Raw genomic sequence first — 26,767 nt, forward strand, 5'->3', positions numbered from 1 at the left:
CTCAGGCCCGCTTCGGCACCGTCTTCCAGGCCACCCAGGCGGACAGCGCGATGCCCACGGCGAACCACAGCAGGTCCAGGCCGGCCAGGTTCAGCCGCACCAGATCGGTCAGCAGCCCGAAGCCTGCGATCTTCATGGCGTCGACCAGGCCCAGCCCCATCAGGCCGGCCACGCGCGCGGCGGCGGTGAGCAGGCAGACATAGGCGCAGGAAAGCGCGGTGGCCAGGGCGGCCAGCACCGCGGCGCCGCGCGGCTCGGGGCGCACCCAGCCGCGGATCAGGCGGCCGAGCAGCCAGCCGATCAGCAGGGCCAGCCAGGGCATCACCCGCGAGAAGAACAAGGTCGGCAGCATCCACACCGCGCCGAAGGCCAGGCCCAGCATCACCGCGCTGACCAGGGCAAAAAGCAGGGAGAACAGCGCGCGCGCGCTCATAAGGGGCGGTGACCGGTAAGCGGGGCTGGCACGTGCGGCTCTTCCCTGAGGGTGAAAGCCCCGAATCATAGCGCGGCCGCATCTTGAGATCGGCTCCCGGCGGCCTGATCTGGGTCAGCGGACGGCATAATAGGCAGCTTGGCCCGGCCCCAAGCCCGGGCTTTTCGACTTTCTCAGGATCGGCATGAGCGGTTTCAGTCTTAGCAGCGAACCTTTCACCCTGGAGCGCGATTGCGACGCCGTGATGGTGCCGCAGGGAGAAACGGTCAACCTGCCGGCCGGGCAGGTGGGCTACATCACCCAGGCGCTCGGCGGCAGCTTCACCGTGTACGTGGAGGGCAACCTGTTCCGCATCGCCGGCAAGGACGCGGACGCCCTGGGCAAGGAGCCGCCCCCGCCGATCGAGCTGCCCGACGACGCCACCGACGCCGACGTGGAAAAACTGGTGTGGCAGCAGCTGCGCACCGTGTTCGACCCGGAGATCCCGGTGAACGTGGTGGAACTGGGCCTGGTCTACGACGTCAGCCTCGACGCGGTCGAAGGCGGCCGCAAGGTCTATGTGAAGATGACCCTGACCGCCCCCGGTTGCGGCATGGGCGACATCCTGATCGACGACGCCCGCACCAAGCTGGAGCTGATCCCCACGGTGAAGGAAGCCGACGTCGACCTGGTGTTCGACCCGCCGTGGAATCATTCGATGATGTCGGAGATCGCCAAGCTGGAAACCGGCATGCTCTGACGCATTGCGCTAGGAAAAAGACCTAGGAAAAAAGCGCCCCTCGCGGCGCTTTTTTTGTGGGTCGCGACACGTTTCGCGCGACCGATTCCTGTCTTCGAAATGCACGCGATAGTCGCGCCTGCAACCATTATTCAGCATTCGTTTATCCAAGGCGAAAGGCATGCTCGCGGCCGCTTCGTTTCAAACGCAAGAAATCGAGGCGGGCATATCGTCATATCGTGCGGGCATGACTGGTCGCCATCACGCGTGCGCGTGCAACACGTGCATGCAAGCGTTCGCGCAACGTCGCGGCTTCGTAAAAAGTTGCTGACGCGAAGGTGTCGGAAATCACTTATTTCCAGGGGTTTTGCGCGCATTGACGAAATCGTGCGCCGCCCCTTAGCGTCAATGAATCCGTCGGCGGGGAGGTTGACGGGTGATGCGTGAGCGCCACCGCGGGGCAGCGGTTCGCTCAATAGCAACGCAGAGAGTCAGGCGCGTCTGGGTCAGGAGCGACCAGGGGACAGCGGGCCGGGCGTACACAGGATCGCTGGGCAATCACACACCAAAGGCGCCGCACCCAAGCGCGGCATTTCCATCATGGGGCCGACCGGCCGCATCGGGTCCGTTCGTGCCTGAAAAATGTCTGGGGAGTCACGGAATGAGCAGTCTGAATCACTCGCGGAGCATCACCAACAAGCTGTATCGCAAGGCTCTTCTGCCGGCCGCCGTTTCGCTGGCGATGCTGGCCGGTTCGGCGCAGGCCGCCGACAGCTGGGTCGGCACCAAGACCCATCCGGCGATCGACCGCGCCGGCGCCGGCGTTTCCACCCTGTCCACCGCCGGCGGCGCCGCGCAGTGGACCATCCGCATGCGCGGCAATCCCACCGTGGACAACGCGCTGGTCACCCCGCTGGAGCAGAGCAAGCCGCTGCACATCGCGGTCAGCCTTAAGCTGCGCAACGCCGACCAGCTGCAGCAGTTCCTGCACGAGCTGGCCACGCCGGGCAGCGCGCACTACGGCAAGTACCTCACGCCTGAGCAGTTCAAGGCGGCCTATGCGCCGACCGAGCAGCAGGTGCAGGCGGTGATCGCGCATCTGCGCGCCGCCGGCTTCGGCAACGTCACCGTGTCGCCGAACAACCTGCTGGTCGAGGCCGACGGCAATGCCGGCCACGTGCAGGCCGCGTTCCGCACCACCATGAAGACCTTCCAGTTCCGCGGCCGCCAGCGCGTGGCCAACGACGGCGAAGTGCAGGTGCCGTCCTCGCTCGCCGACACCGTCGAGGCGGTGCTGGGCCTGCAGGACGTCAGCGTCAAGCACACCATGCACCACGTGCTGAAGCAGCTGACCCCGGCCGAGATCCACCCGAACGCGACCAGTGCCACCGTCGCCAGCCACAACCCGAAGGACTTCCCGGCGATCTACGACGTCGGCAGCGTGCCGGCAGCGACCAACACCACGGTCGGCATCGTCACCTGGGGCGCCACCACCACCACCATCAACGACCTCAACACCTTCACCAGCAACGCCGGCCTGCCGACCACCAACGTGCAGACGGTGAAAGTGGGCACGGCCGCGCTGTGGGACGACACCGACGGCGACGGCGAGTGGAACCTGGACAGCCAGACCATCGTCGGCACCACCGGCGGCGTGCAGAAGCTGATCTTCTACACGGCGGCCAACGGCACCAACAACGCCTCGCTGACCGACGCCGGCATCACCGCCGCCTACAACAAGGCCGTGACCGACAACGTGGCCAAGGTGGTCAACGTGTCGCTGGGCGAAGACGAGACCGCCGCGCACAACGCCGGCACCCAGCAGGCCGACGACAACGTGTTCCAGCAGGCCGTCGCGCAGGGCCAGACCTTCTCGATCTCCTCCGGCGACGAAGGCGTGTACGAGTCGCAGGGCGGCGTGCTGACCAATTCCTCGGGCACCGTCACGGCCGACCTCACCGCTTACTCGGTGAGCGAGCCGGCGGCTTCGCCGTACGTGGTCGCGGTGGGCGGCACCACGCTGTCGACCAACGGCACCACCTGGGCCGGTGAGACGGTGTGGAACGAAGGCCTGGCCAACGTCAGCTCCACCGACACGCGCAAGCGCCTGTGGGCCACCGGCGGCGGCGTCAGCTCGTTCGAGACCGCGCCGAGCTGGCAGACCGCCGCGCTCGGTTCCTCGGTGACCAAGCGCGTGTTGCCCGACGTGGCTTTCGACGCGGCGCAGTCCAGCGGCGCGCAGATCGTCTACCAGGGCAGCACCTACGCCATCGGCGGCACCAGCCTGGCTTCGCCGATCTTCGTCGGCGTGTGGGCGCGCCTGCAGTCGAACAACGGCAATGCGCTGCCGTTCCCGACCTCGAAGTTCTACGGCGACTTCCCGAACCACCCCGAGCTGCTGCATGACGTGACCTCGGGCAACAACGGCTACAGCGGCCACGGCTACAACGCCGCGGCGGGCTGGGACTACACCACCGGCTTCGGCAGCCTGGACATCTCCAAGGTCAACGCCTTCGCGGCGGCGAACTGGGTCTCCGGCGGCGGCAGCACCGGCGGCACGCCCACGGCCAACTTCAGCTTCACCACCAGCGGCCTGGTGGCCAACTTCACCGACAGCTCCACGGATACCGGCGGCACCATTTCGTCGCACGCCTGGACCTTCGGCGACGGCGGCACCTCCACCGCGACCAGCCCCAGCCACACCTACGCGGCGGCCGGCACCTACACCGTCACCGAGACGGTGACCGACGGCACCAGCGGCAAGACCAGCTCGAAGAGCTCGTCGGTCACGGTGTCCAGCGGCGGCGGCGGTTCCAGCCAGCTGCTCGGCAATCCGGGCTTCGAGACCGGCACGGCCTCGCCGTGGTCGATCAGCTCCGGCGCGCTGTGCAGCAACTCCAGCTGCAGCGGCCAGACCGCCCACGGCGGCACCTGGTTCACCTGGCTGGACGGCTATGGCAGCAGCCATACCGACACCGTCTCGCAGAGCGTGGCCATCCCGGCCGGCAAGACCTCGGCTTCGCTGACGTTCTACCTGCACGTCGACACCGCCGAGACCACCACCTCGACCGCGTACGACAAGCTCAACGTGCAGGTGCTCAACAGCAGCGGCACCGTGCTGAAGACGCTGGCGACGTACTCGAACCTCAACAAGGCTTCGGGCTACTCGCTGAAGACCTTCGACCTGAGCGCGTACATCGGCCAGACCGTGACCATCAAGTTCACGGGCACCGAGGACAGCTCGCTGCAGACCTCGTTCGTGCTGGACGACGTCAACCTCAACGTGCAGTGAGAAAAATGAAACGGGCCCGGTCGCAAGACCGGGCCCGTTTCTTTTTCCACGTAGGTTGGGGTGAGCCGGAGGCCAACCCCAACATCGCGACAATCGTACGTCTGTTGGGGTTCGCCTGCGGCTTACCCCAACCTACATGGATGCTTACGCTTCCTCGAAGCGATTGGCGTCGCGGTTCTTGCGCACCTTGGCCGGGTCCCAGATGCGGCCGTTCATGGCGATGTACACGCCGTCCGGCAGGGTCTGCACCGCGCCCACCGCGCAGCCGATGTTGAACACCGCGTCCGAGCCCTGGAAGCGCGCCGGATTGAGCGCGCCGGTGAGCACGATCACCTTGCCCTTGATCTGGGCCAGTTCGCGCGCGGTCTCCACCATGGTGTCGGTGCCGTGCGTGACCAGCACGTGGCGGTGCGGCTGCGCCTCGATGGCGGAACGCACCAGGGCGCGGTCTTCGGCGCCCATGTGCAGGCTGTCCTTGCGCAGGATCGGGATCACGTCGAACTGGAAGGCGACGCCGAGCTGGCCGAGGATCTCGCCGATCTGCGGCGCGCCGATCTTGTAGTCCGACTTGTCGTCGAAATAGATCTTGTCGATGGTGCCGCCGGTGGTGACGATGGTCAGGTGCTGCATGGGGAAAGGCCGTGGTGGAGGAAGGGCATTAGTGTAGGTTGGGGTGAGCCATAGGCGAACCCCAACGAGGCGAGGCGTTTGAACGTGGTCATGTTGGGGTTTGCCTGCGGCTCACCCTGACCTACGCCAGCAGCGCGGTATCCGCCGCATCCAGCGTATCCAGCCGGTCCAGCCCGTGGCTGACGAAGCGCCGCAGCGCCGCCCCTGGCCGCAGGTCGCCGCGCTGGCGCTTGGCCCAGGCCGCCTGCCGCGCCAGCAGCGCCGCCGCCGCGCAGCGGGCCAGGGTCAAGGCCAGGCCGCGCGCGCCGGCTTCCAGCGCGTCGCGCTGCGCGCCGTGCGTGTCCAGCCAGCGCATGGCCGCGTCCAGCGTGTGCTGCACGGCGCTGGCGGCGTGCATGTCGTCGCTGTCGGCCAGCCAATGGGCGATGCATGCGCGCAGGGCCTCGGGCGACTTGCCGGCCAGCGCGCGCAGCGAGTCCAGCGATAGTACGTTCGTGGTGCCTTCCCAGATCGCATACACCTGCGCATCGCGCAGCAGCTGGGGCAGGCCGGTGTCCTCGATATAGCCGGCGCCGCCGAAGCACTCCAGCGCTTCCGAGCAGATGCTTATGGCCAGCTTGCCGGTCCACAGCTTGGCCAGTGGCGTGAGCAGGCGCAGCAGCGCGGCTTCGTCCGGCGTGGCGGCGCGGTGTTCGGCGCGGCCGAGCAGATGCGCCACTTCGAAGCCGAGCGCGAACGCGGCCTCGAATTCCGCCTGCATGCCGGCCAGCGTCTGCGCGTGCAGCGGCTGCTCGGCGAGGCTGCGGCCGAAGGCCTGGCGGCGGCGCGCGTAGTCGCGCGCCAGCTGCAGCGCGCGCGCCATGCTGGCCACCGCGCAGATCGCGTTCCAGCTGCGCGTGACGTTGAGCATCGGCGCCACCTGGCGCACGCCGTGTTCCAGCTCGCCCACCGGCCAGGCCGGCAGGCCGTCGAGATGGATCTCGGCGGTGGGCAGCTCGTGCGTACCGAGCTTGTCCTTGAGGCGGTCGATGACCAGCTCGGGTTTGCGCTGGCCGTCGTCCATGGTCTCCACATAGAACAGCGCCAGCGCACCCGCGCCGCTGCCGGCGCCTTCGGGGCGGGCCAGCGCCAGGGCGGCTTCGCCGACCACCGCGGAACTGAACCACTTGCGCCCGTACAGCCGCCACTGGCCGTCCGCATCGCGGCGAGCGACGGTTTCGGTGTTGCCCACGTCGGAGCCGCCGGCGTTCTCGGTCATCCACTGGCCGCTGAGCCAGAAGTTCGCCGGGTCGCGGCTGAGGAAATGCGGCAGCGCGCGTTCGATCAGCTGTGCATTGCCGGAAGCCTTCAGCGCGGTGGCGGCGCCGTCGGTCATCGCCAGCGGGCAGGTATAGAACTCGCTGGCCAGGTGATAGAGATAGACGCGGGCGAATTCCTCCACGCGCGCTTCCGGATGCGCTTCGTGGCCGGCGGCGAGCACCGCGTGGCGCGTGGTCAGCAGCGGGCCTTCCTGCCAGGCGGGCGTCAGCTCGATGCGGTCGACGCGGCGGCCCCAGGCGTCCCACTGCGTGAGCACCGGCTTGCGCCGCGTGGTGCTGCAGACGCGGCGCCAGGCCAGGCGCGCGTAGTCGCCGAGGGCGTCGAGGTCGGTTTCGATGGCGGCGCGGCGCTCCGCCGGCAGCACGCGGTCGAGCAGGTCGACCAGCAGGCGGTCGTCGCGGTACGGATGCGCCAGCTGCGGCGCTTCTTGCAGGAATCCCATGCGGCCCTCCCTGGGTTTGAGAATGCCCGCGGAGTATAGGCCGGCGCTTGTTCGGCCTTCGTCAGCGCGCCGGCCTGCGCTGCACACCCGCGCCCAGCGCGCCGATCAGCAGCAAGGTCAGCACGATCTCCACCAGCGCCAGCCAGCGCTCGCTCGACGAACTCCAGCCCTCGGCGATGCCGTGGCAGAAATAGAACAGCGCCAGGATGCCCACCCACAGCAGCGCGCGGCGCACGTCGCGGCGCAGCGCCAGCAAGGGCAGCAGCAGCGGCAGCACGGTGATCAGCAGCACCAGCCACACCGGCATCAGCTGCGCCGGAAACAGCCAGCCGTGCCAGGCGAACTGCAGCAGCACCAGCGCAGCCCACGCGGCCAGGCCGATGCGGTACGCGCGCGGAACCGGCGCCGCGCTCACGTGCCGCTGTCCGCCAGCCGGCGCGCCACGTCGGCCAGGCGCCGGCCCAGCGCACGCGCCAGTTCGCGCTCGTGTTCGCTGATGGCGTTGTCGCCCTGCGCGCCGGACACATGGCTGGCGCCGTACGGCGTGCCGCCGCTCTGCGTGGCGGTGAGCGCAGGCTCCGTATACGGCACGCCGACCAGCAACATGCCATGGTGCAGCAGCGGCAAAGCCATGCTCAGCAAGGTGGATTCCTGCCCGCCGTGCATGGTGCTGGTGGAGGTGAACACCGCGGCGGGCTTGCCGGCGAGCGCGCCGCTGGCCCATTCGGCGCCGGTGTTGTCGAGGAAGTACTTCAGCGGCGCGGCCATGTTGCCGAAGCGCGTGGGGCTGCCCAGCGCCAGGCCCGCGCATTCGAGCAGGTCCTGGCGGCTGGCGTAGGGCGCGCCTTCTTCTGGTTCCGGCGGCTGCGCGGTCTCGGTCACCGGCGCCACCGGCGGCACCTGGCGCAGGCGCGCCTGCAGGCCGGCTTCTTCCACGCCGCGCGCGACCAGCCGCGCCAGGCGCGCGGTGTGGCCGCTGCGGCTGTAGTACAGGACCAGGATGTCTCGGCTCATGCCTTGCGCCTTGGGTTGGGGCGTTCGCTGCGGATCGGTTAGTGTACCGTTCCGTTCCGCCCATGTAGCCGCCGCGCCCCTGGCGGCGGCAGCCGACGAGGACCCGCATGGCCTGGCGCATCGACCGCGACCGCACCACCAGCTTCAGCCGCTTCCTGTGGCAGCGCTTCATCGACGACAAGTGCTTCGAGACGGCCGGTGCGCTGTCCTACACCACCCTGGTATCGCTGGTGCCCCTGGTGGTGGCGGTGCTGGCGATGTTCTCGGCGTTTCCGGTATTCGCCGAATGGCGCAATACGCTGATCAATTTCGTCTTCAACATGGTGCCGGCCGCGGCCGAGACGGTGAAGAACGCGCTGCTGGCCTTCGCCGACAACGCCAGCAAGCTCACCGGCATCAGCGTGATCGTGATGCTGTTCAGCGCGGTGTCGATGATGGTGAGCATCGAGGACCGCCTCAACCGCATCTGGCGCGTGCACCGCCCGCGCGCCTGGGGCTCGCGCCTGCTGCTGTACTGGGCCGCGCTGACCCTGGGGCCGGTCCTGGTGGTGGGTGGACTGGCCGCAAGCTCGTATGTCACCGCGCTGCCGCTGATCAAGAGCGCGGCCAGCTTCAACTTCGGCACCTATCTGCTCAGCGCGCTGCCGTTCGTGGTGACCTTCGTGACGCTGTGGCTGCTCTACGTGGTGGTGCCGAACCGGCGCGTATCGCTGAAGCACGCGGCGATCGGCGCGCTGCTCGGCGCGGTGCTGTTCGAGCTGGCGCGCTGGGGTTTCGCGCTGTTCGTGCATCACGCGCAGACTTACCAGCAGATCTACGGCGCGGCGCTGGCGGCGCTGCCGATCTTCCTGCTGTGGATCTATCTTTCGTGGATCATCGTGATCCTCGGCGCGTCGATCGCCGCGTCGATCTCGGCCTACGAATACCAGATACCGACCGAATGCCTGCCCGAGGGTTCGGAATTCCTCGGCCTGATGGTGGTGCTGCGGCATTTCGTCGATGCGCAGCGCAAGGGCTACAGCGTCGACCCGGCGATCGTGCGCCTGGAAGAACCGTACCTGCGCAGCGGTTCCATCGCCGCCTTCTTCGAAGACCTGCAGCGCGCCGACCTGGTCCAGCGCAGCGAATCCGGCGGCTGGCTGCTCAGCCGCAGCCTGGATGCCACCGACCTGCTGCGCGTTTACCAATATGCGGGTTATCGTCTGCCGCTGGACCCGGCCGGCGAGGCGCAATCGCTCGGCATCAAGTTGCCGGACGAGCTGCTCCAGCTGCTGTGTTCCACGGCCAAGCTGCTGCGCGAGAAGCTGGACGCCAAGCTCGATCAGGTTTTCCCCGCTACGCAAGAAACTTCGAAGGAAGTGGTCGCATGAATCGTTTCACCGCCATCGTCCTCGCCGCGGCCCTGGCCGCCGGCGTGCCCGCCGCGCAGGCCGCCATGCCGGCGCAGCCCACGCTGAAGATCAGCACGCTCGACGGCAAGCCGTACGATCTCGCGCAGCAGCGCGGCAAGTACGTGATCGTCAATTACTGGGCCACCTGGTGCGTGCCCTGCATCAAGGAGATGCCGGACATCTCACGCTTCGTCGCCACGCACAAGGACAAGGTCGCCGCCATCGGCCTGGCCTACGAGGACACCGACAAGGCCGATATCCAGGCCTTCCTGGCCAAGCATCCGGTTAGCTACCCGATCGCCCAGGTCACCCTGGACCAGCCGCCGAAGGATTTCGACGAACCGCGCGGCCTGCCCACCACCTGGCTGATCGGGCCGGACGGCAAGGTGGCCAAGCGCTTTGTCGGCCCGGTCACCGAAGCCTCGCTGGGCGAGGCGGTCGGCCTGCCGAAGGCGGGGAAATAAGGCCATGGCCGCGGCCTTGTTCCGGGTGAGCGGCAAGGTGCAGGGCGTCTGCTTCCGCGCCTGCACCCGCGAGCAGGCCCTGGTGCGCGGGCTGGCCGGCTATGCCAGGAACCTGCCGGACGGCGGCGTCGAGGTGCTGGCCTGCGGCAGCCCCGTCGCCATCGATGCGCTGGAGCAATGGCTGCGCAAGGGGCCGCCGGCGGCGCGGGTCGATGAGGTCGCGCGCAGCGAGTGGAACGGCGAAGAGCCGGAGGATTTCCGCACGGGCTGAGCGCCCGTGCGGCTTACTCGTCCGCGAAGGTATCCGGCACCCACTGCGCCTTGTCGGTGACGTGCTCGCGCCGCGGCTTGCCCTTGAGCTTGGGCAGCTTCACTTCCGGAATGCTGGTCTCCTTGCGCGGGATATGTTCCAGCAGGTGACGGATCAGGTTGACGCGGCCGCGCTTCTGGTCGTTGTAGTCGACCACGAACCACGGCGCGTACGGCCGGTTGGTGCGTTCGATCATCTGGTCGCGCAGCTGGCCCATTTCCGCGTACTTGTTGCGCGAGGCCAGGTCCACCGGCGAGAGCTTCCAGCGCTTGAGCGGGTCCTCGGCGCGTTCGGCGAAGCGTTCTTCCTGCTTCTTCTGGTCCACCGCCAGCCAGTACTTGATCAGGACGATGCCGTCGTCGGCCAGCAGCTTCTCGAAGTGCGGCACGGCGTGCAGGAAGTCCTCGCGCTGCTGCTCGGTGCAGAAGCCCATGGCCGGCTCCACCACCGCGCGGTTGTACCAGCTGCGGTCGAACAGCACGAGTTCGCCGGCGGCGGGCAGGTGTTCGACGTAGCGCTGGAAATACCACTGCGTCGACTCCGCCTCGCTGGGCTTGCCCAGTGCGGCGACGCGATAGCCGCGCGTATCCATCGACTCGGTGATGGCCTTGATGGTGCCGCCCTTGCCGGCCGCGTCGCGCCCTTCGAACAGCACCACCACGCGATGGCCGCTGCGCTTGAGCCAGCGGTGCAGGCCGGCCAGCTCGAGCTGCAGTTCCTCCATGGTCTTGCGGTAGCCCTTGTCCTTGTTGCTCATGTCGGTCTCCAGCGGTTCGGGGCGTAGGTTGGGGTGAGCCGCAGGCGAACCCCAACATGGCCAACTTCAAGAGTCTCGCACCGTTGGGGTTCGCCTGTGGCTCACCCCAACCTACAACGGGGCATCAAAGATCCAGGTCGGCCGGCGGACGCCCGATGCGATGGCGCGCGCCCATGGCCTGGATGGCGCGGCGCAGGTCGTTGGCGAAGCCGGCCGTATCGAACACCGGGCTGTCGGCACGCGCGTCCTGCAGATGGCGGCGCAAGGTGTCCAGCGCCTCGCGGTCCTTGCCCAGGTGCACGGCCATGGAGACGAACGAGTCCTCGTCGTCGGCCACCAGCTCGGGCAGGCCGGCATGGAACAGCAGGCTGGCGCCCTGGCGGCCGGCCAGGGTGCGGCCGATCCAGGTGAGTACCGGACAGCCGGCCCACAGCGCGTCGGCCGCGGTGGACTGCGCATTGCAGGGCAGGGTGTCCAGGAACAGGTCGGCATGCGCCAGCCGCGCCAGGTGCTCGGCATGCGGCAAGCGCGGCATGAAGACCAGGCGGTCCGGATCCACCTCCATCAGGCCGGCGGCCTGGCGCAGGCGCTGGTCGGTGCCGTCGTTGCCGGAATACAGCCACAGCACGCTGCCCGGCACCTGCTGCAGGATCAGCATGAAGCGCGCGAAGCTGGCGGGGTTGAGCTTGTGGTGGCCATTGAAGCTGGCGAACACGGTGCCGCTTTCGGGCAGGCCGCAGTCGGCGCGCGAAGGCGGCGCGGCAATCGGCGTGCGGTCGTCGAACGGCAGCGCGCAGCGCGACAGCCGCACGATCTTCTCGCTGAAGCCTTCGCGCAGCGGTGCGGGCAGGGCCACGGCGTCGGTCAGCAGGTAATCGGTCCAGGCCGCGCCGGCGGTGGCCGGATAGGCCAGCCAGTTCACCTGCACCGGCGCGGGGCGGAATTCGAACAGGTCGCTGTTGGCGCCGCCGCCGTAGCTGCGCAGGTCGAACAGCACCTCGATGCCGGCGGCGTGCACGCGGCGCGCCACTTCCATCGGGGCCAGGCCGGTGACGTCGTGCACGGTGGTGCTTGCAGCAAGGCGCTGGCGGATCGGGCCGCCATCGTCGGGCACCAGGCAGAACACGTGGACCTGGAGCCGTTCGTCGCCGAGTTTTTCCAGCACGCCGGTAAGCAGCTGGCCGATCGGCCGCTCGCCGAAGCCGTTGGAGACGAAGCCCACGCGCAGCGGGTCGATGGCGGTGCGCTGCGCGGGTTCGAAGGCGAGCACGTGGCGCCACGGCGCGGCGATCTTTTCCACGCCCGCGGCAAAGGTCGCGGCGCAGCGGCGCTGTTCGGCGGCGCTGGCCTCCTCGGCGAGAAACGCGAACGGCATGACGCCGTCGCGGCCTTCGGCCACCGCGCGATGCAGGCGTTCGCTCAGTTCATCGAGACCGCGCCAGTCGCACAGGCGGCGCTTGGCGAAGACCAGCATGGCGAGCGCGGCGCCGGCGGCGGCGTCCAGGCGCAGCGCGCGCTCGAACGCTTCGGCGGCGGCGGGCAGGTTGCCGGCGTCGTCCAGCAGCAGGCCGGCGTGGAACGGGTAGAGCGCTTGTTCCGGCGCGCAGCGTTCGGCCTGCAGCCAGGCCTCGGCCGCTTCGTCGACGCGGCCCATGGCGTGCAGCACGCGGGCGCGCATGGCGTAGGCGCCGTCGTAGTCGGGCGCCAGCTGCAGGCCTTCGTCGGTGTGCTGCGCGGCCTGGTCGAGATTGCCCAGTTCCAGTTCGGCCGCGGCGAGATTGAGCCGCAGCCCGGCATGCTGGGGCGCGCCGTGCGTGGCCATGGCGTAGGACTCGCGCGCCTGCGCGTAGCGCCCCACCGCCATCAGCGCATTGCCCAGCGCCAGCAGGATGGCGGCGTGGCCGGGCTGCTTGCGCAGCGCGGCGCGCAGGCGCGCGATGGCGCCTTCGGCATCGCCCTGCTCCAGCTCCACGCCGGCCAGGTTGCATTGCACTTCGACGCTGTCCGGCGCCAGTTCCGCCGCGGCTTCCAGCGCGGCGCGCGCCTCGTCGGCGCGGCCCAGCTGGAGCAGGGCCAGGCCATGCAGGCGGGCGAGCTCGACGTCCTGCGGCGATGCCGCGCGCGCGCGCGCCGCCAGCGCCTCGGCGCCGGCCGCGTCAGCGCGGTCGAGCAGACGGGCCAGCTGGTGATGGAGGGCGAGGAGTTCGGATCGTGAAGCCTGCTTCATCCGCGCACGCTAACCCACGCTGCGGGCACTGCCAATCGCCGGGTGCGTGACCCGATAAGCAGACCGGGTGAGAGGTTCGGAGGGCGGGCAGACCGTTCGCAGGCACGGGAATACCTGGACTGTGAAATCTTGGCGCTCGGATTCAATGCTTTAGAAAAAACCAGAAATGCGTTTCACATAGGGAATGGCTGCGAAATGCCGGCATTTTCCAATGCTATTCCAGTGCATGTCCCCGTTAAATTCTCCTCGGATGGCCGTTTGCGATGTGCCTCGCCGACCCCGAACAGCCGAATCCCGGCTTGCCTGGTGCCTCTCGTGCCAGGACCGCAATTATCGAGCCCATATATGCCCTGCACAGCCAAATCCATATATCTGCAGTTGCTCCTGGCGCTTCTGCTCGCATTGGCGGCTTCAACAGCGAATGCCGCGACAAATGACTGCACCCAGGCGGGCAGCCCGCCGGTGCCATCGACAACACCGCTGACCAATCTGCAAATACCTAGGGACCTGCCGATAGGCGGGGTTATCCCGGGCAGCAGAGTGAACATCAACTGGACATGGACTTGTAAGCCGACGGGCATTACGGGCGGCAAGCGTTGGACCATCATGCCCGATGGCGCATGGGCCGCTACCGCCGTGCAGGGGCTCACCAACGTCTATCAGGTTTCCAGCGGTGACGCGACTGGCGTGTCCGGCATCGGCTTCCGGTTTCTCGATGCGTCAGGCAACTCTGTGCCGTTTGGCCCGGTGGGCTACGCCAATGCCGTCGATATGAGTGACGCTCCCCAGGGCCAGACGAGCTTCCACTGGAGCGGGGCGATCGAACTGGTCAAGACCGCCGATAAGGTATCCGCGGGGACCGGATCCATGTGGCTCATTACCGGTGTGGCCGGCCAAGTCTATGGCAACGAGAATCAGGCAAAGACCAAATGGACCTACAGTTACACCATCAGCAAACCTGCGGTGACGACCTGTACGGTGACCAATCCTACCCAGAGCGTGACGCTTCCGACCGTGTCACGGCAAGCCCTGACGTCGAGGGACGGTAAATGGATGTATGCGGGAGACACGCCATTCTCCATCGATCTGAACTGCAGCAAGGGCGCACATCTTTATATGGTCATGACCGATGCCATTAATCCCCAAAGCCGTATTAGCTATCTTGTCCAACGGGGGGAATGGGGCAAGTGGCGCGGGATACAGATCAAGCGTGGCGATGGGACGCTTCAGAATTTCGGTCCGGATGCTTCCGCCGCCGGCACGGAAAATCAGTTTCTTATTGGCGATACTCCGGACGGCGTGCTGAAGATTCCGCTGCTTGCTCGATATGTCGTAGGTCCCATGGCGGAGCCATTTCCGCCCGGACCGATCGAAGTAAGTATGACTTTTACGTTGTCGTATCAATAGACGGCTGATGCCATCAGCTGTTGGGGGATGACTTTGGACGGCCCACGGATCGGCCGCCAGGTTAATGGTCGGCAAGCGACTTGAGCTCGTCGGCCTGATGCTCGCGGTTCAACGCCGCGACCAGTTCGTCCAGATCACCCTGCATGATCTCCGGCAGCCGATACAGGTCCAGGCCGATGCGGTGGTCGGTGACCAGATTGTCCTTGTAGCGGTAGGTGCGGATGCGCTGGCTGCGGTCGCCGCTGCCCACCTGCAGGCGGCGCGACTCGGCTTGCTCGGCGGTCTGCTTGGACTGCGCCTCGTCGAGCAGGCGTGCCTTGAGCAGGCTCATCGCGCGGGCGCGGTTCTTGTGCTGGCTGCGCTCGTCCTGGCACTCGACCACGATGCCGCTGGGCAGGTGGGTGATGCGGATGGCCGAGTCGGTCTTGTTGACGTGCTGGCCGCCGGCGCCGGAGGCGCGGAAGGTGTCCACTTTCAGGTCGGCCGGCGCGATCTGGATCTCTTCGATGTCGTCCAGCTCCGGCAGCACCGCCACGGTGGCGGTGGAGGTGTGCACGCGGCCCTGCGCCTCGGTGGCCGGCACGCGCTTCACGCAGTGCACGCCGGATTCGAACTTCAGCCGCGAGTACACGCCCAGGCCGTTGACGATCGGGCCTTCCACGCGCGCCACGATCTCCTTGTAGCCGCCATGCTCGCCGGCATGCTCGCTCAGGATCTCCACGCGCCAGCCCTGGCGCTCCGCGTAGCGCGCGTACATGCGGAACACGTCGCCGGCGAAGATTGCCGCCTCGTCGCCGCCCGCGCCGGCGCGCACTTCCAGGAACAGGTTGGCTTCGTCGCGCGGGTCTTTCGGCAGCAGCAGGATCTGCAGTTCGGCGTCGAGTTCGGCCAGGCGCGTTTCCAGGCGAGCGACGTCGTCGGCCGCCAGTTCGCGCATGTCGGGGTCGGCCAGCATGGCGCGCGATTCGTCCAGTTCGCGCTGCGCCTGCTCGTGCTCGCGCAGCGCGCCGACCACCGGTTCCAGCTGCGCGTATTCGCGCGACAGATCGCGGAAGCGGCCTCCATCGGCGAGCACGTCCGGCTGCGCGAGCAGCAGGCCGACTTCTTCGTGGCGTTCGGCGAGGGATTGGAGTTTGCGGCGGATCGAAGGAGTCATGGGCGGGCGCGGAAGAGGGAAGGGACGCGGCCGGTACGGCCAGGAAGCAGCGGCGTTGGACAGGCCCGCTAGCCTTCGGCGTCCGGTTCCTTCTCGTCCAGCCCGTAGAGGCGCCCGGCCGCGTGCAGCAGGTCCATGTCGCCGGCCAGCGCGGCTTCGCGCAGGCGGGCGCTGGGATGGTGCAGCAGCTTGTTGGTGAGGGTGTTGGCGAGGAAGGCCAGCGCCTCGTCCGGCGACCTGCCGCGGGCGAGCATGGCGCGCGCCTTCTCCAGCACTTCGTCGCGGTGCGCCTCGGCGTGCTGGCGCATGTCCACCGCCGGATTGCGCAGCGTGAGCGCGCGGCGCCAGGCCATGTAGCGGTCGACCTGCAGGTCGATGATGGCGTCCGCCTCGCGGGCCGCGGCCTCGCGCGAGCGGCGGTTGTCGTCGATCACCTGGCGCAGGTCGTCGATGCCGTAGAGGAACACGTCTTCCAGTTCGCCCACCGCCGGCTCGATGTCGCGCGGCACGGCGATGTCCACCATGAACATCGGCTTGCGCCGGCGCGCGCCGATGGCTTTCTCCACCATCGGCCGCGTCACGATCGGCAGCCGCGCGGCGGTGGAGGAAATCACGATGTCGGCTTCGGCCAGGTGCTGCGGCAGGTCGTGCAGGCCGATGGCGTAGCCGCCGTGGCGGCTGGCCAGTTCCTGCGCGTTTTCCAGCGTGCGGTTGGCCACGATCAGGCGCCGCACTTTCTTGTCGGCCAGATGCCGCGCGGCCAGCTCGATGGTGTCGCCGGCGCCGATCAGCAGCACGCAGGCCTGTTTCAGGTCGGTGAACACCTGCTCGGCCAGGCGCACCGCGGTGAAGGCCACCGACACGGTATGCGCGCCGATGCGGGTGTCCGTGCGCACGCGCTTGGCCACGGCGAAGGTGTGCTGCAGCAGGCGGTCCATCGGCGCGCGCAGGGTCTGCGCGTCGCGCGCCACCTGGTAGGCGTCCTTCACCTGGCCGAGGATCTGCGGCTCGCCCAGCACCATCGAGTCCAGGCCGGTGGCCACGCGGAACATGTGGCGGACGGCGTCGTCCTCGTCGTGGCGGTAGAGGAACTCGTCGAGCTTGCCGGGAGTCAGCTGATGGTGCCGGCTCAGCCATGCCTCCGGCACCGCCTCGGCGCCCGCGGCGACGCTGACGTAGAGCTCGGTGCGGTTGCAGGTGGACAGGATCATCGCCTCTTCCACGCCGGGCTGGCTGGTCAGCTCCTGCAACGCGGCGCCGGCGTTCGACTCGTCGAACGCCACTTGCTCGCGCAGCTGGACCGGCGCGGTGAGGTGATTGAGCCCGAGGGCGATCAGCGGCATGGTGAGGATCGTTTGGGAGCGGCAGGCATCCGCGGCGTAAACTAGGCCGCGATACTGGCCGTTCCCGGGGAGCGGCGGCTATATGACGGATGAACGGAGAATAGTGTGCTGAGCAGGTGGGCCAAGTTCAAGCAACTGCGGCATTTTGCGATCGGCGCCATCGGCCTGGCCGTATTGGCCGGATGCGCCACGGTACCGGGCCAGCAGGCCGCCAAGCCGGCGTCCGCGCAGCCGCTGGATCACCTGGCGGTGGTCACTCCCGATGAAGACCACGACCTCACCGCCCAGCTGCTGGCCGGCGAGATGGCGATCGTCCGCACCGACCTCAAGTCCGCTGCCGCGGCCTACGCCAAGGCCATGGGGCTGAGCAACGACCCGCGCGTGGCCCAGCAGGCGACCGAGCTGGCCACGGCCATCCACGATCCCGTGCTGGCCGGACGCGCCATCGAGCGCTGGCAGCAGCTGGGCGCCAAGCCGGCCGACCTGGCCACGGTGCGGGCCCAGCTGGCGCTGGACCGGGGCGACACCGGCGAAGCGCAGAAGCAGCTGGACGCGCTGATCTCCAGCGGCGATCCGGACGCCTGGCGCCAGTTCGGCCGCGTGCTGCTCGGCAGCCGCGATACCGCCGTTTCCGCCCGCCTGCTGGAAGCCCTGGCCACCCCGAAACGCCTGCCGTCCGACCCGCAGGCCTGGCTGGCCATGAGCGAGCTGGGCGACAAGCTCGGCCGCCACGCCTACGCGCAGCAGTTGGCCGACGCCGCGATCAAGCGCTTCAACAGCGCCGAGACCTACGCCTGGGCCGCCCAGCTGAAGTACCGCAACGGCGACCGCGCCGGCGCGCAGGCCATGTTCCAGAAGGCGCTGGGCCGCGAGCCTAAGAACGCCGGCCTGCGCATGGCCTACGCCACCCTGCTGGGCCAGGCCGGCGACTACGCCGGGGCGACCAAGGTGCTCGACAACGGTCCGCAGAACACCGAGACCTACGCCCTGCGCGCCACCCTGGCCGCGCGCGCCAACGACAGCAAGGCGATCGCCCGCATCTACGCCCAGCTGCAGCGCGCGCCGCGCGACGTACGCGACAGCAACAACTTCCTGCTCGGCACCCTGGCCGAAATGCTGGACAAGAACGAGGAAGCGCTGGACTGGTACAACCAGGTGCCGGACGAGGACGACCACGCCTTCGAAGCCGACCTGCGCAGCGCCATCCTGCTGCACAAGATGGGCCGGGCTTCGGAATCCCACGAGCTGCTGACCCAGATGCAGACCGACTACCTCGACCAGCCGGCCCAGCTGCGCCGCGCCTACGAGGCCGACGCCAGCCTGTACATGGCCGACCAGAAGTTCGCCCAGGCCGAGGCGGCGTTCAGCCGCGCGCTGCAGGTGGTGCCGGACGACCCGGAGCTGCTCTACGGCCGCGGCCTGGCCTATGCCGAGACCGGCGATACGGACAAGGCGGTGGCCGATTTCCGCCGCCTGCTGCAGCTCAAGCCGGACGACATCGACGCCACCAATGCACTGGGCTACACCCTGGCCGACGCCAACCGCGACCTGCCGGAAGCCGAGCAGCTGATCCAGACCGCGCGCAGCGCCAAGCCGAACGACCCGGCCATCGCCGACTCCTGGGGCTGGCTGCAGTACCGGCTGGGCCACCTGGACCAGGCCGAGCAGACCCTGCGCACCGCCTGGCAGGCACGCAAGGACGCCGACGTCGGCGTGCACCTGGGCGAGGTGCTGTGGAAGCAGGGGCGCCAGGCCGACGCGCGCCGCGTGTTCGACGAAGTGCGCCGCATCGATCCGCACAGCAGCACCCTCCACGACACGCTCAAGCGACTGAATCCATGAGGACTTTTCTGCGTATCGCGGCGGCGGCCCTGCCGCTGCTGCTCGCCGCCTGCGTGTCCGCGCCGGCCGTGCGCATGAAGGGCGATGCCGCCCTGCTCAACGAGCAGGAAGCGCGCGAGCACGCCCTGGCCGGCACCGATCATTGGGTGCTGCAGGGCAAGCTGGGCATTTCCGACGGCAAGGACGGCGGCAGCGGCAGCTTGAGCTGGTCGCAGGACGGCGAGCGCTACGAATTCACCGTGCGCTCGCCGGTGGTCGGCAAGAGCTTCCGCCTCAGCGGCGGCCCCGACGGCGCCCTGCTGGAAGGCGTGGACGGCGGCCCGATCCGCGGGCCGGACGCCGAATCGCTGATGCTCAAGGCGCTGGGCTGGGACGTGCCGCTGCGCGAACTGCGCGCCTGGGTGCTCGGCCTGCGCGCCGACGGCGGCCCGGCGGAACTGAGCTTCGGCACCGACCGCCTGCCGTCCCTGCTGCAGCAGGACGGCTGGAATGTCGACTACCGCGAATGGGACGCCACCCGGCAGCCGCCGGTGCCGAAGAAGGTATTCGCGGAAAAGCCGCCGTACCGGGTGCGCCTGTCGATCGACTCCTGGACGTTTCAGTAAGACCGCTCCGCGGTTAGGCTTGGCGCCCCCGCGGCCGGGCGCCGTCAGCCGGAATCGACATGAGCTATAGCATCCAGCGCGCGCTGCCGGAGCAGGTGGAGGCGCTGTGCGCCATCGAACGCGAGGCCATGGAACTGTTCCGCGGCCATCGCGCCTGGCGTTTCTATGCGCCGGTGGTGATGCCGCCCGACCTGCTGCGGCTGGCGATCGAGCGTGGCCTGGTATGGGTTGCGCTGAGCGACGCGAGCGGCGAGCCGGTGGGCTTTGTCTGGCTGGACACCGAGGACGAGGCCGGCATCGGCCTGGCCGAGATCGACGTGCTGCCGGACTGGGGCGGCCAGGGCATCGGCGCGGCGCTGCTGGAGCACGCCTGCGCCTGGGCCCGTGCCGCCGGCTATCGGCGGATCACCCTGGGCACCCTGGCCGACGTGCCGTGGAATGCGCCGTTCTATGCCAGGCATGGCTTTGTCGAGGTCGACAAGCGCGATCCGGCCTTTGCCTTCGCGCGCGAGCGCGACCTGGAGAACGGTTTCCCCGACGACCTGCGCGTGTTCATGAGCCGTACCTTCGAGGCGCCAGGAGCGGAGGATTGGACGGTCTGGCCGGCGCCGGCCAAGCTGAACCTGTTCCTGCGCATCACCGGGCGGCGTCCCGACGGCTACCACGAGCTGCAGACGGTGTTCCGGCTGCTGGACTGGGGCGACGAGATCCGCCTGCGACCCCGCCGAGACGGCCTGGTGCGGCGCCTCACGGACGTCCCCGGGGTGCCGGAAGAACAGGACCTGGCGGTCCGCGCCGCCCGCCTGCTGCAGCCGCATGCGCCGGCCGGTGCCGGGGTGGATATCGAGCTGGAGAAGCGCATCCCGATGGGCGGCGGCCTGGGCGGCGGCAGTTCGGATGCGGCGACAGTGCTGGTCGCGCTCAACCATCTCTGGGGCACGGACCTGACCGAGGACGCGCTGGCCGAACTGGGCCGCCAGCTCGGCGCCGACGTGCCGGTCTTCGTGCGCGGACGTTCGGCCTGGGCCGAGGGGGTGGGCGACCGGCTGCAGCCGATCGCGCTGCCGCAGCGCTGGTACGTGGTGGTCGATCCGCACGAACACGTGCCCACCGGCGAGCTTTTTCAAGCGTCTGAATTGACACGAAATGCTCAGCCAGCCACAATTTCATCCTTTGCTTCGGGCGAAACAGCCGAGAACGCCTTCGAGCCGGTCGTACGCGCGCGCCACCCCCGGGTGGCTGCGGCGCTGGGCTGGCTGAACAAGTTCGGCTGGGCAAGGCTTTCCGGCAGCGGCGGTTGCATCTTCATCGAGACCAAGTCGCAGGAACGGGCGGAATTCGTCGCCGGTCAGTGCCCGCCTTCATGCTCGGCCCATGTGGCCTTCGGCGTGGAGCGCTCCCCGTTGCTGGAAGCTCTGGCGCGCCATCGCGGCGCCGCCTGAGCCGCAAGAGACAGGTCCCGGCCCGCCGCGAGGCGGGGCCGGGACAAAAAAATTCACTGGGGCGTCGCCAAGCTGGTTAAGGCACGGGATTTTGATTCCCGCATGCGCAGGTTCGAATCCTGCCGCCCCAGCCACTTCGAAACCGAGATGGCCAAAGGCTCACTGCAATGACCGTGGACACGTCCACCCCGATGCTCTTCACCGGCAACGCGCACCGCGCCCTCGCCGAGGATGTCGCCACGCGTCTGGGCGTGCCGCTGGGCAAGGCGCTGGTTGGCCGCTTCAGCGACGGCGAGACGCAGATCGAGATCGAAGAGAACGTCCGCCGGCAGGAAGTGTTCGTGATCCAGCCGACGGGCGCGCCCAGCGCGGAGAACCTGTTCGAGCTGCTGACCCTGGTGGACGCGCTCAAGCGCGCCTCGGCGGCCAGCGTGACCGCGGTGATGCCGTACTTCGGCTACGCCCGCCAGGACCGCCGCCCGCGTTCGGCGCGCGTGCCGATCACCGCCAAGATGGTGGCCAAGATGATCGGCACCGTCGGCGTCGACCGCGTGCTCACGGTGGACCTGCACGCGGACCAGATCCAGGGCTTCTTCGACATCCCGGTGGACAACGTCTATGCCTCGCCGCTGCTGCTGGCGGACATCTGGCGCAACCACTCGATGGACAACCTGATCGTGGTCAGCCCGGACGTCGGCGGCGTGGTGCGCGCCCGCGCCCTGGCCAAGCGCCTGGACGACGCGGACCTGGCCATCATCGACAAGCGCCGCCCGAAGGCGAACGTGGCCACGGTGATGAACATCATCGGCGAAGTGGACGGCAAGACCTGCGTGCTGGTCGACGACATCGTCGACACCGCCGGCACCCTGTGCGCGGCTGCTGCGGCTCTGAAGGAGCGCGGCGCCCGCAAGGTGGTGGCGTACTGCGTGCACCCGGTGCTGTCCGGTGCGGCGATCAGCAATGTGGAGAACTCCCAGCTCGACCAGCTGGTGGTGACCAACACCTTGCCGCTGCGCCCGGAAGCCCAGGCCTGCGCCAAGATCCGCCAGCTTTCGGTGGCCGAGCTGCTGGCGGAGACCATCCGCCGCATCGCGTTCGGCGAATCGGTCAGCTCGCTCTACGTGGATTGATTGGGGCGGGAATCGGGAATAGGGGATAGGGAATCGGAAAAAGCCGAAGCGCAACCTCGATTCCCTATTCCCTATTCCCTAATTTACTCAAAAAAAACCGACTCCCTTGGTCGCGAGGGAGTCACTCAAACCGCCGCGAGGCGGATCACAACCTGAAGTAGGAATCGCCAACATGGCACAGATTCATGAAATCAAGGCCGAGAGCCGCAAGGACGAGGGGAAAGGTGCGAGCCGCCGCCTGCGTCGTGCGGACTTCGTGCCGGCCGTCGTCTACGGTGCGGGCCAGCCCCCGCAGAGCATCCAGATCTTCCACAACACCATCCTGCTTGCCGCCAAGCATGAGTGGTTCTTCTCCTCGGTGCTCGACCTGAACGTCGACGGCAAGGTGCAGAAGGTGCTGGTGCGCGACTGGCAGAAGCATCCGTTCAAGCAGCAGATGCTGCACATGGACTTCCTGCGCATCAATGAGAACGAAGCCGTTCGCGTCAACGTGCCGCTGCACTTCCTGAACCAGGAAAAGTCCCCGGCCGGCAAGACCTCCGGCGTGGTGATCTCGCACAACCTGACCGAAGTGGAAGTCTCCTGCCTGCCGAAGGACCTGCCGGAGTTCATCGAACTCGACCTGGCCAGCCTGAAGCCGGGCGAGATCGTCCACCTGTCGCAGCTGTCGCTGCCGAAGGGCGTGGAAATCCCGGCCCTGCACCTGGGTGCCGATCACGACATCGCCGTGGTCACCGCCAACACGGTGAAGGAAGAAGTCGAAGAGGCTCCGGCCGAAGGCGAGGCCGCTCCGGCCGCCGACGCCGGCAAGGACGCCAAGAAGTAAGTCGCACGGCGATCCGCGCCTTTCCGGCGCGGGTCGCCGCCGCGTGCTTGCCGGCTATCCATGGCGGGTCTGCGCCTCATTGTCGGGCTGGGTAATCCCGGTGCCGAATATCTCCGAACCCGGCATAACGCCGGGTTCTGGTTTGTTGACGCCCTCGCGGCGGGGCAGGGCGAGCGCTGGGGCTTCGACGGCAAGCTGCATGGCGAAACCTGCAAGGTGCGCATCGGCGGCGAGCCGGTGTGGCTGCTCAAGCCCGCCACCTTCATGAACAAGAGCGGCCTCGCCGTCACGGCGGCGCTGCGCTACTACAAGATCGAGCCGGCCGAATGCCTGGTCGCCCATGACGAACTGGACCTGGACGCCGGCACCGTGCGCCTGAAGTTCGACGGCGGCCACGGCGGCCAGAACGGCCTGCGCGACACCATCGCCCACCTCGGCCACGCCAAGTTCCATCGCCTGCGCATCGGCATCGGCCATCCCGGGCACCGGGACCAGGTCACGCCGTGGGTGCTGGGCCGCCCCTCCGCCAAGGACGAGGACGCCATCCTGGAGGGCATCGCGCGCGCGCTCAACGTGCTGCCGCTGGCGGTCGACGGGCAGTTCGACAAGGCGATGCAGCAGCTGCATACACCTGGGAATAGGGAATCGGGAATAGGGAATCGCTAAAGCGTTTCGCCTCTTGCTGGTTTTACTATTCCCTATTCTCCACTCCCTATTCCCGGATCCATCCATGGGCATCAAATGCGGCATCGTCGGCCTGCCTAACGTCGGCAAGTCCACCCTGTTCAACGCGCTGACCAAGGCCGGCATCGCCGCCGCCAACTTCCCGTTCTGCACGATCGAGCCGAACGTCGGCGTGGTGCCGGTGCCGGATGCGCGCCTGCAGGCGCTGTCGGACATCGTCAATCCGCAGAAGGTGATTCCCACCGCGGTCGAATTCGTCGACATCGCGGGCCTGGTCGCCGGCGCCTCCAAGGGCGAGGGCCTGGGCAACAAGTTCCTGGCGCATATCCGCGAGGTGGATGCGATCGCCCACGTGGTGCGCTGTTTCGAGCACACCGACATCATCCACGTGGCCGGCAAGGTCGACCCGATCGCCGACATCGAAACCATCGACACCGAGCTGGCCCTGGCCGACCTCGATTCGGTGGAAAAAGCGCTGAACCGCGCCGAGCGCGCGGCCAAGGCCAACGACAAGGAAGCCGTGGCCAAGAAGCCGGTGCTGCAAAAGCTCGCGGCCGGCCTCAACGAAGGCAAGAGCGCGCGCAGCCTGGGCCTGGACGAGGATGAAAAGGCGCTGGTGCGCGACCTGTTCCTGCTCACGCTCAAGCCGCTGATGTACATCGCCAACGTGCGCGAGGACGGCTTCGAGAACAATCCGCACCTCGATGCCGTGCGCGCCCGCGCCGTGCAGGAAGGTGCCGAAGTGGTGCCGGTATGCGCCGCCATCGAAGAGGAGCTCTCGCAGCTCGACGACGCCGACCGCGACGAATTCCTCAAGGACCTGGGCCTGGAAGAGCCGGGCCTCAACCGCGTGATCCGCGCCGGCTACACCCTGCTCAAGCTGCAGACCTATTTCACCGCCGGCGTAAAGGAAGTGCGCGCCTGGACGATCAAGCGCGGCTTCACCGCGCCGCAGGCGGCGGGCGTGATCCACACCGATTTCGAGCGCGGCTTCATCCGTGCCGAGACGGTGTCGTACGACGACTTCATCCAGTTCAAGGGCGAGGCCGGCGCCGCCGCGGCGGGCCGCCTGCGCAAGGAAGGCAAGGACTACGTGGTGAAGGACGGCGACGTGCTGCACTTCCTGTTCAACGTCTGACCGGCATCGCCCGCAAGAGCAGCGGCGGCACCTCGCGGTGTCCGCCGCTTTTTTGTTTCCGGCGCAGGCGCTGCCAGACTGTGCGGGGTGTTCTGGGAGAGCGGCATGTCCGGCGAAGTCCATCCATTGCGCCTGCGCCTGGGGCGCCCCGGCGACGCCCGCGCGATCGGCCTGCTGGTGCGCCGGGTGGCGCGCCGCTGGGTGGTGCCGGACCAGCCCGAGGCGGTGGGGCGGGCAATGCTGGCGCGCTTCAGCGCCCGCGGTTTCCGCGAGCGGATGCTGGCGGGGCAACGCTTCCACCTGGCCTTCCTGGGGCCGGTGCTGGTCGGTGTATCGGGCATGCGCGACGACAGCCACCTGGTGCAGCTCTTCGTCGGCACGCGCTACCACGGCCGCGGCATTGCCCGGAAGCTGTGGCAGCGGACCATGGACGACGCCATCCGCCGCGCCGGCACCCGCCGCTTCACCCTCAATGCCTCGCGCTGCGCGGTGCCGGTCTACCTGCATCTGGGCTTCGTGCCGACCGGGCCGGAAGGGCGTTCGCCCAAGGGCGTGGTCAGCACGCCGATGGCGCTCGTTCTGAGCCGCGCCGGGGCGCGCAAGCCGGCGGCATAATAGGCGTCCTTTCACCAGCCGGAGCCTCCATGTCGGGCACGCAGCACGAAGTCAGTTTCCGTTTCCTGGCCCAGCCGACCGACGTGAATTTCGGCGGCAAGGTGCACGGCGGCATGGCGATGAAGTGGATCGACCAGGCCGGCTATGCCTGCGCGGTGGCCTGGAGCGGGGCGTATTGCGTCACCGCGTCGGTGAGCGGCATCCAGTTCGTGGCGCCGATCCTGATCGGCGACCTGGTGACCGTGCGCGCGCGCCTGATCCACACCGGCCGCTCCAGCATGCACATGGCGGTGGACGTCCTGGCGCGCGACCTGCGCAAGGACGAGCACCGCCTGGCGACCAGCTGCGTGATGGTGTTCGTCGCGCTCGACAGCCCCGAGGGCAAGCCCACGCCGGTGCCGGTGTGGGAGCCGCGCGACGAGGCGGAGCGGCAGCTGCAGGCGCAGGCGAAACGCCTGATGGATCTGTCCAAGGAGATGGAGCAGCTGATCGACGCGAAGGCGCATTCGGACGTCTGAGCGCGGCGCTGCGCGAGGCTTGATTCGCCGGCCCCGCGCACGTATTTTTTGCGTGCTCGGGTGTTGACAGAACCAGGCTCGATCCACACAATAGCCGTTCTTTGTTGGAGGAATACCCAAGCGGCCAACGGGGGCAGACTGTAAATCTGCTGGCTTACGCCTTCGGTGGTTCGAATCCACCTTCCTCCACCAGACGAGTTCCGCGCAGGCGGGAGTAGTTCAACGGTAGAACCTCAGCCTTCCAAGCTGATGGTGCGGGTTCGATTCCCGTCTCCCGCTCCATTGATCCTGCTCCAAAGATTGGAACCTGCTCGTAGAGAACCTGGTCTGGCAGTTTTCGTGCTCATGTAGCTCAGTCGGTAGAGCACTTCCTTGGTAAGGAAGAGGTCGCTGGTTCGATTCCAGTCATGAGCACCACTTAAGTTGGTCTTCGCGGTTATCGCTCTCCACTTTTTTTCGTTATCTGACTCCATCGGGGTTTAGCGCGCATGGCAAAGGGTAAGTTCGAACGCACCAAGCCGCACGTCAACGTCGGCACGATCGGTCACGTGGACCACGGCAAGACGACGCTGACGGCGGCGCTGACGAAGGTGGGTGCCGAGCGTTTCGGCGGCGAATTCAAGGCCTATGACGCGATCGACGCGGCGCCGGAAGAGAAGGCGCGCGGCATCACGATCTCGACGGCGCACGTGGAATACGAATCGCCGACGCGCCACTACGCGCACGTGGACTGCCCGGGCCACGCCGACTACGTGAAGAACATGATCACGGGTGCGGCGCAGATGGACGGCGCGATCCTGGTGTGCTCGGCCGCGGATGGCCCGATGCCGCAGACGCGCGAGCACATCCTGCTGTCGCGCCAGGTGGGCGTGCCGTACATCGTGGTCTTCCTGAACAAGGCGGACATGGTGGACGACAAGGAGCTGCTCGAGCTGGTCGAGATGGAAGTGCGCGAGCTGCTGTCGAAATACGAGTTCCCGGGCGACGACACCCCGATCATCGTGGGTTCGGCGCGTGCGGCGCTGGAAGGCGACCAGTCGGAGATTGGCGTGCCGGCGATCAT

Annotated in this window: 25 protein-coding genes and 4 tRNA genes; 20 read left to right on the plus strand and 9 right to left on the minus strand. The window is 67.9% G+C overall.

Going from position 1 to position 26,767, the window contains the following annotated elements; all coding sequences use genetic code 11:
* Nucleotide 1 precedes the first annotated feature (1 nt).
* The gene (locus FHW85_RS08445; RefSeq protein ID WP_167256752.1) at nt 2-433 is read right to left on the minus strand and encodes a hypothetical protein; all 432 of its coding nucleotides are present in this window, start codon (nt 431-433) and stop codon (nt 2-4) included.
* A gap of 184 nt (nt 434-617) precedes the next feature.
* On the opposite strand from FHW85_RS08445, the gene sufT reads away from it, so the two are divergent.
* Nucleotides 618-1,172 (plus strand): putative Fe-S cluster assembly protein SufT, encoded by a 555-nt coding sequence (gene sufT, locus FHW85_RS08450; RefSeq protein WP_167256753.1) that lies wholly within the window; start codon nt 618-620, stop codon nt 1,170-1,172.
* A 640-nt stretch (nt 1,173-1,812) separates the two neighbouring features.
* Nucleotides 1,813-4,443 carry a protease pro-enzyme activation domain-containing protein gene (locus FHW85_RS08455; protein ID WP_168647952.1) on the plus strand — a complete coding sequence of 877 codons (2,631 nt, stop codon included), beginning with the start codon at nt 1,813-1,815 and terminating at the stop codon, nt 4,441-4,443.
* 144 nt (nt 4,444-4,587) lie between these two features.
* On the opposite strand, the gene FHW85_RS08460 is transcribed toward FHW85_RS08455, so the two are convergent.
* The 4 genes from FHW85_RS08460 to wrbA form a co-directional block, all read right to left on the minus strand.
* Nucleotides 4,588-5,073 carry an asparaginase domain-containing protein gene (locus tag FHW85_RS08460; RefSeq protein ID WP_167256755.1) on the minus strand — a complete coding sequence of 162 codons (486 nt, stop codon included), beginning with the start codon at nt 5,071-5,073 and terminating at the stop codon, nt 4,588-4,590.
* Between the two features lie 121 nt (nt 5,074-5,194).
* Entirely contained in the window at nt 5,195-6,835 is a 1,641-nt protein-coding gene (locus FHW85_RS08465; protein WP_168647953.1) for an acyl-CoA dehydrogenase family protein, read from the minus strand.
* A gap of 61 nt (nt 6,836-6,896) precedes the next feature.
* A complete protein-coding gene (locus FHW85_RS08470; protein ID WP_168647954.1) occupies nt 6,897-7,250 on the minus strand; it encodes a DUF2069 domain-containing protein in 354 nt (117 codons plus the stop codon).
* Nucleotides 7,247-7,849 (minus strand): NAD(P)H:quinone oxidoreductase, encoded by a 603-nt coding sequence (gene wrbA, locus FHW85_RS08475; protein WP_168647955.1) that lies wholly within the window; start codon nt 7,847-7,849, stop codon nt 7,247-7,249. Before wrbA ends, FHW85_RS08470 begins: the two co-directional genes overlap by 4 nt.
* Before the next feature lie 107 nt (nt 7,850-7,956).
* On the opposite strand from wrbA, the gene FHW85_RS08480 reads away from it, so the two are divergent.
* The 3 genes from FHW85_RS08480 to FHW85_RS08490 are packed head-to-tail and all read left to right on the plus strand — an operon-like array spanning nt 7,957 to nt 9,975.
* Nucleotides 7,957-9,219: a YihY family inner membrane protein gene (locus FHW85_RS08480; RefSeq protein WP_167256759.1), complete on the plus strand. Its 1,263-nt coding sequence runs from the start codon at nt 7,957-7,959 to the stop codon at nt 9,217-9,219.
* Nucleotides 9,216-9,704, plus strand: a complete 489-nt coding sequence (locus FHW85_RS08485; protein WP_168647956.1) for a TlpA disulfide reductase family protein — start codon at nt 9,216-9,218, stop codon at nt 9,702-9,704. The genes FHW85_RS08480 and FHW85_RS08485 overlap by 4 nt, the downstream gene beginning before the upstream one ends.
* A 4-nt stretch (nt 9,705-9,708) precedes the next feature.
* Entirely contained in the window at nt 9,709-9,975 is a 267-nt protein-coding gene (locus FHW85_RS08490) for an acylphosphatase (protein WP_167256761.1), read from the plus strand.
* Nucleotides 9,976-9,988: 13 nt separating this feature from the next.
* On the opposite strand, the gene ppk2 is transcribed toward FHW85_RS08490, so the two are convergent.
* Nucleotides 9,989-10,771 carry a polyphosphate kinase 2 gene (gene ppk2, locus FHW85_RS08495; RefSeq protein WP_168647957.1) on the minus strand — a complete coding sequence of 261 codons (783 nt, stop codon included), beginning with the start codon at nt 10,769-10,771 and terminating at the stop codon, nt 9,989-9,991.
* Between the two features lie 124 nt (nt 10,772-10,895).
* A complete protein-coding gene (locus FHW85_RS08500; protein ID WP_168647958.1) occupies nt 10,896-12,998 on the minus strand; it encodes a tetratricopeptide repeat protein in 2,103 nt (700 codons plus the stop codon).
* Between the two features lie 345 nt (nt 12,999-13,343).
* Here FHW85_RS08500 and FHW85_RS08505 point away from each other — a divergent pair, with 345 nt between their 5' ends.
* Nucleotides 13,344-14,405 (plus strand): fimbrial protein, encoded by a 1,062-nt coding sequence (locus FHW85_RS08505; RefSeq protein WP_168647959.1) that lies wholly within the window; start codon nt 13,344-13,346, stop codon nt 14,403-14,405.
* A gap of 61 nt (nt 14,406-14,466) precedes the next feature.
* On the opposite strand, the gene prfA is transcribed toward FHW85_RS08505, so the two are convergent.
* Both prfA and hemA read right to left on the minus strand, forming a co-directional pair.
* Nucleotides 14,467-15,561: a peptide chain release factor 1 gene (prfA, locus tag FHW85_RS08510; RefSeq protein ID WP_168647960.1), complete on the minus strand. Its 1,095-nt coding sequence runs from the start codon at nt 15,559-15,561 to the stop codon at nt 14,467-14,469.
* A gap of 68 nt (nt 15,562-15,629) precedes the next feature.
* Nucleotides 15,630-16,904, minus strand: coding sequence for a glutamyl-tRNA reductase (gene hemA, locus FHW85_RS08515; protein ID WP_167256765.1), 1,275 nt, complete (start codon nt 16,902-16,904; stop codon nt 15,630-15,632).
* Between the two features lie 105 nt (nt 16,905-17,009).
* On the opposite strand from hemA, the gene FHW85_RS08520 reads away from it, so the two are divergent.
* The 14 genes from FHW85_RS08520 to FHW85_RS08585 form a co-directional block, all read left to right on the plus strand.
* Nucleotides 17,010-18,746: a tetratricopeptide repeat protein gene (locus FHW85_RS08520; protein ID WP_343203683.1), complete on the plus strand. Its 1,737-nt coding sequence runs from the start codon at nt 17,010-17,012 to the stop codon at nt 18,744-18,746.
* On the plus strand, nt 18,743-19,351 hold the full coding sequence (gene lolB, locus FHW85_RS08525; RefSeq protein ID WP_167256766.1) for a lipoprotein insertase outer membrane protein LolB: 609 nt from the start codon (nt 18,743-18,745) through the stop codon (nt 19,349-19,351). Before FHW85_RS08520 ends, lolB begins: the two co-directional genes overlap by 4 nt.
* Nucleotides 19,352-19,410: 59 nt before the next feature.
* The gene (gene ispE / locus FHW85_RS08530; RefSeq protein ID WP_168647961.1) at nt 19,411-20,793 is read left to right on the plus strand and encodes a 4-(cytidine 5'-diphospho)-2-C-methyl-D-erythritol kinase; all 1,383 of its coding nucleotides are present in this window, start codon (nt 19,411-19,413) and stop codon (nt 20,791-20,793) included.
* 57 nt (nt 20,794-20,850) lie between these two features.
* Nucleotides 20,851-20,927 (plus strand) — tRNA-Gln (locus FHW85_RS08535).
* Between the two features lie 57 nt (nt 20,928-20,984).
* Nucleotides 20,985-21,923, plus strand: coding sequence for a ribose-phosphate diphosphokinase (locus FHW85_RS08540; protein WP_168647992.1), 939 nt, complete (start codon nt 20,985-20,987; stop codon nt 21,921-21,923).
* Nucleotides 21,924-22,095: 172 nt separating this feature from the next.
* Entirely contained in the window at nt 22,096-22,749 is a 654-nt protein-coding gene (locus tag FHW85_RS08545; RefSeq protein WP_167256768.1) for a 50S ribosomal protein L25/general stress protein Ctc, read from the plus strand.
* A 60-nt stretch (nt 22,750-22,809) separates the two neighbouring features.
* On the plus strand, nt 22,810-23,415 hold the full coding sequence (pth, locus tag FHW85_RS08550) for an aminoacyl-tRNA hydrolase (protein ID WP_168647962.1): 606 nt from the start codon (nt 22,810-22,812) through the stop codon (nt 23,413-23,415).
* A 64-nt stretch (nt 23,416-23,479) separates the two neighbouring features.
* Nucleotides 23,480-24,571, plus strand: a complete 1,092-nt coding sequence (gene ychF / locus FHW85_RS08555) for a redox-regulated ATPase YchF (protein WP_168647963.1) — start codon at nt 23,480-23,482, stop codon at nt 24,569-24,571.
* A gap of 105 nt (nt 24,572-24,676) precedes the next feature.
* Nucleotides 24,677-25,186: a GNAT family N-acetyltransferase gene (locus tag FHW85_RS08560; RefSeq protein ID WP_167256771.1), complete on the plus strand. Its 510-nt coding sequence runs from the start codon at nt 24,677-24,679 to the stop codon at nt 25,184-25,186.
* Between the two features lie 29 nt (nt 25,187-25,215).
* Nucleotides 25,216-25,704, plus strand: coding sequence for an acyl-CoA thioesterase (locus FHW85_RS08565; protein WP_167256772.1), 489 nt, complete (start codon nt 25,216-25,218; stop codon nt 25,702-25,704).
* A gap of 106 nt (nt 25,705-25,810) precedes the next feature.
* Nucleotides 25,811-25,896: transfer RNA gene (locus FHW85_RS08570), tRNA-Tyr, on the plus strand.
* 16 nt (nt 25,897-25,912) lie between these two features.
* Nucleotides 25,913-25,986 (plus strand) — tRNA-Gly (locus tag FHW85_RS08575).
* Nucleotides 25,987-26,045: 59 nt separating this feature from the next.
* A tRNA-Thr gene (locus tag FHW85_RS08580) sits at nt 26,046-26,121 on the plus strand.
* Nucleotides 26,122-26,192: 71 nt separating this feature from the next.
* Nucleotides 26,193-26,767: GTP-binding protein (locus FHW85_RS08585; protein WP_168647964.1), on the plus strand; the 575-nt coding region annotated here is incomplete at its 3' end.

Origin of the sequence: Dyella sp. SG609 (assembly GCF_012275375.1) — a bacterium.
In the GTDB taxonomy this organism is placed as follows: domain Bacteria; phylum Pseudomonadota; class Gammaproteobacteria; order Xanthomonadales; family Rhodanobacteraceae; genus Dyella_D; species Dyella_D marensis.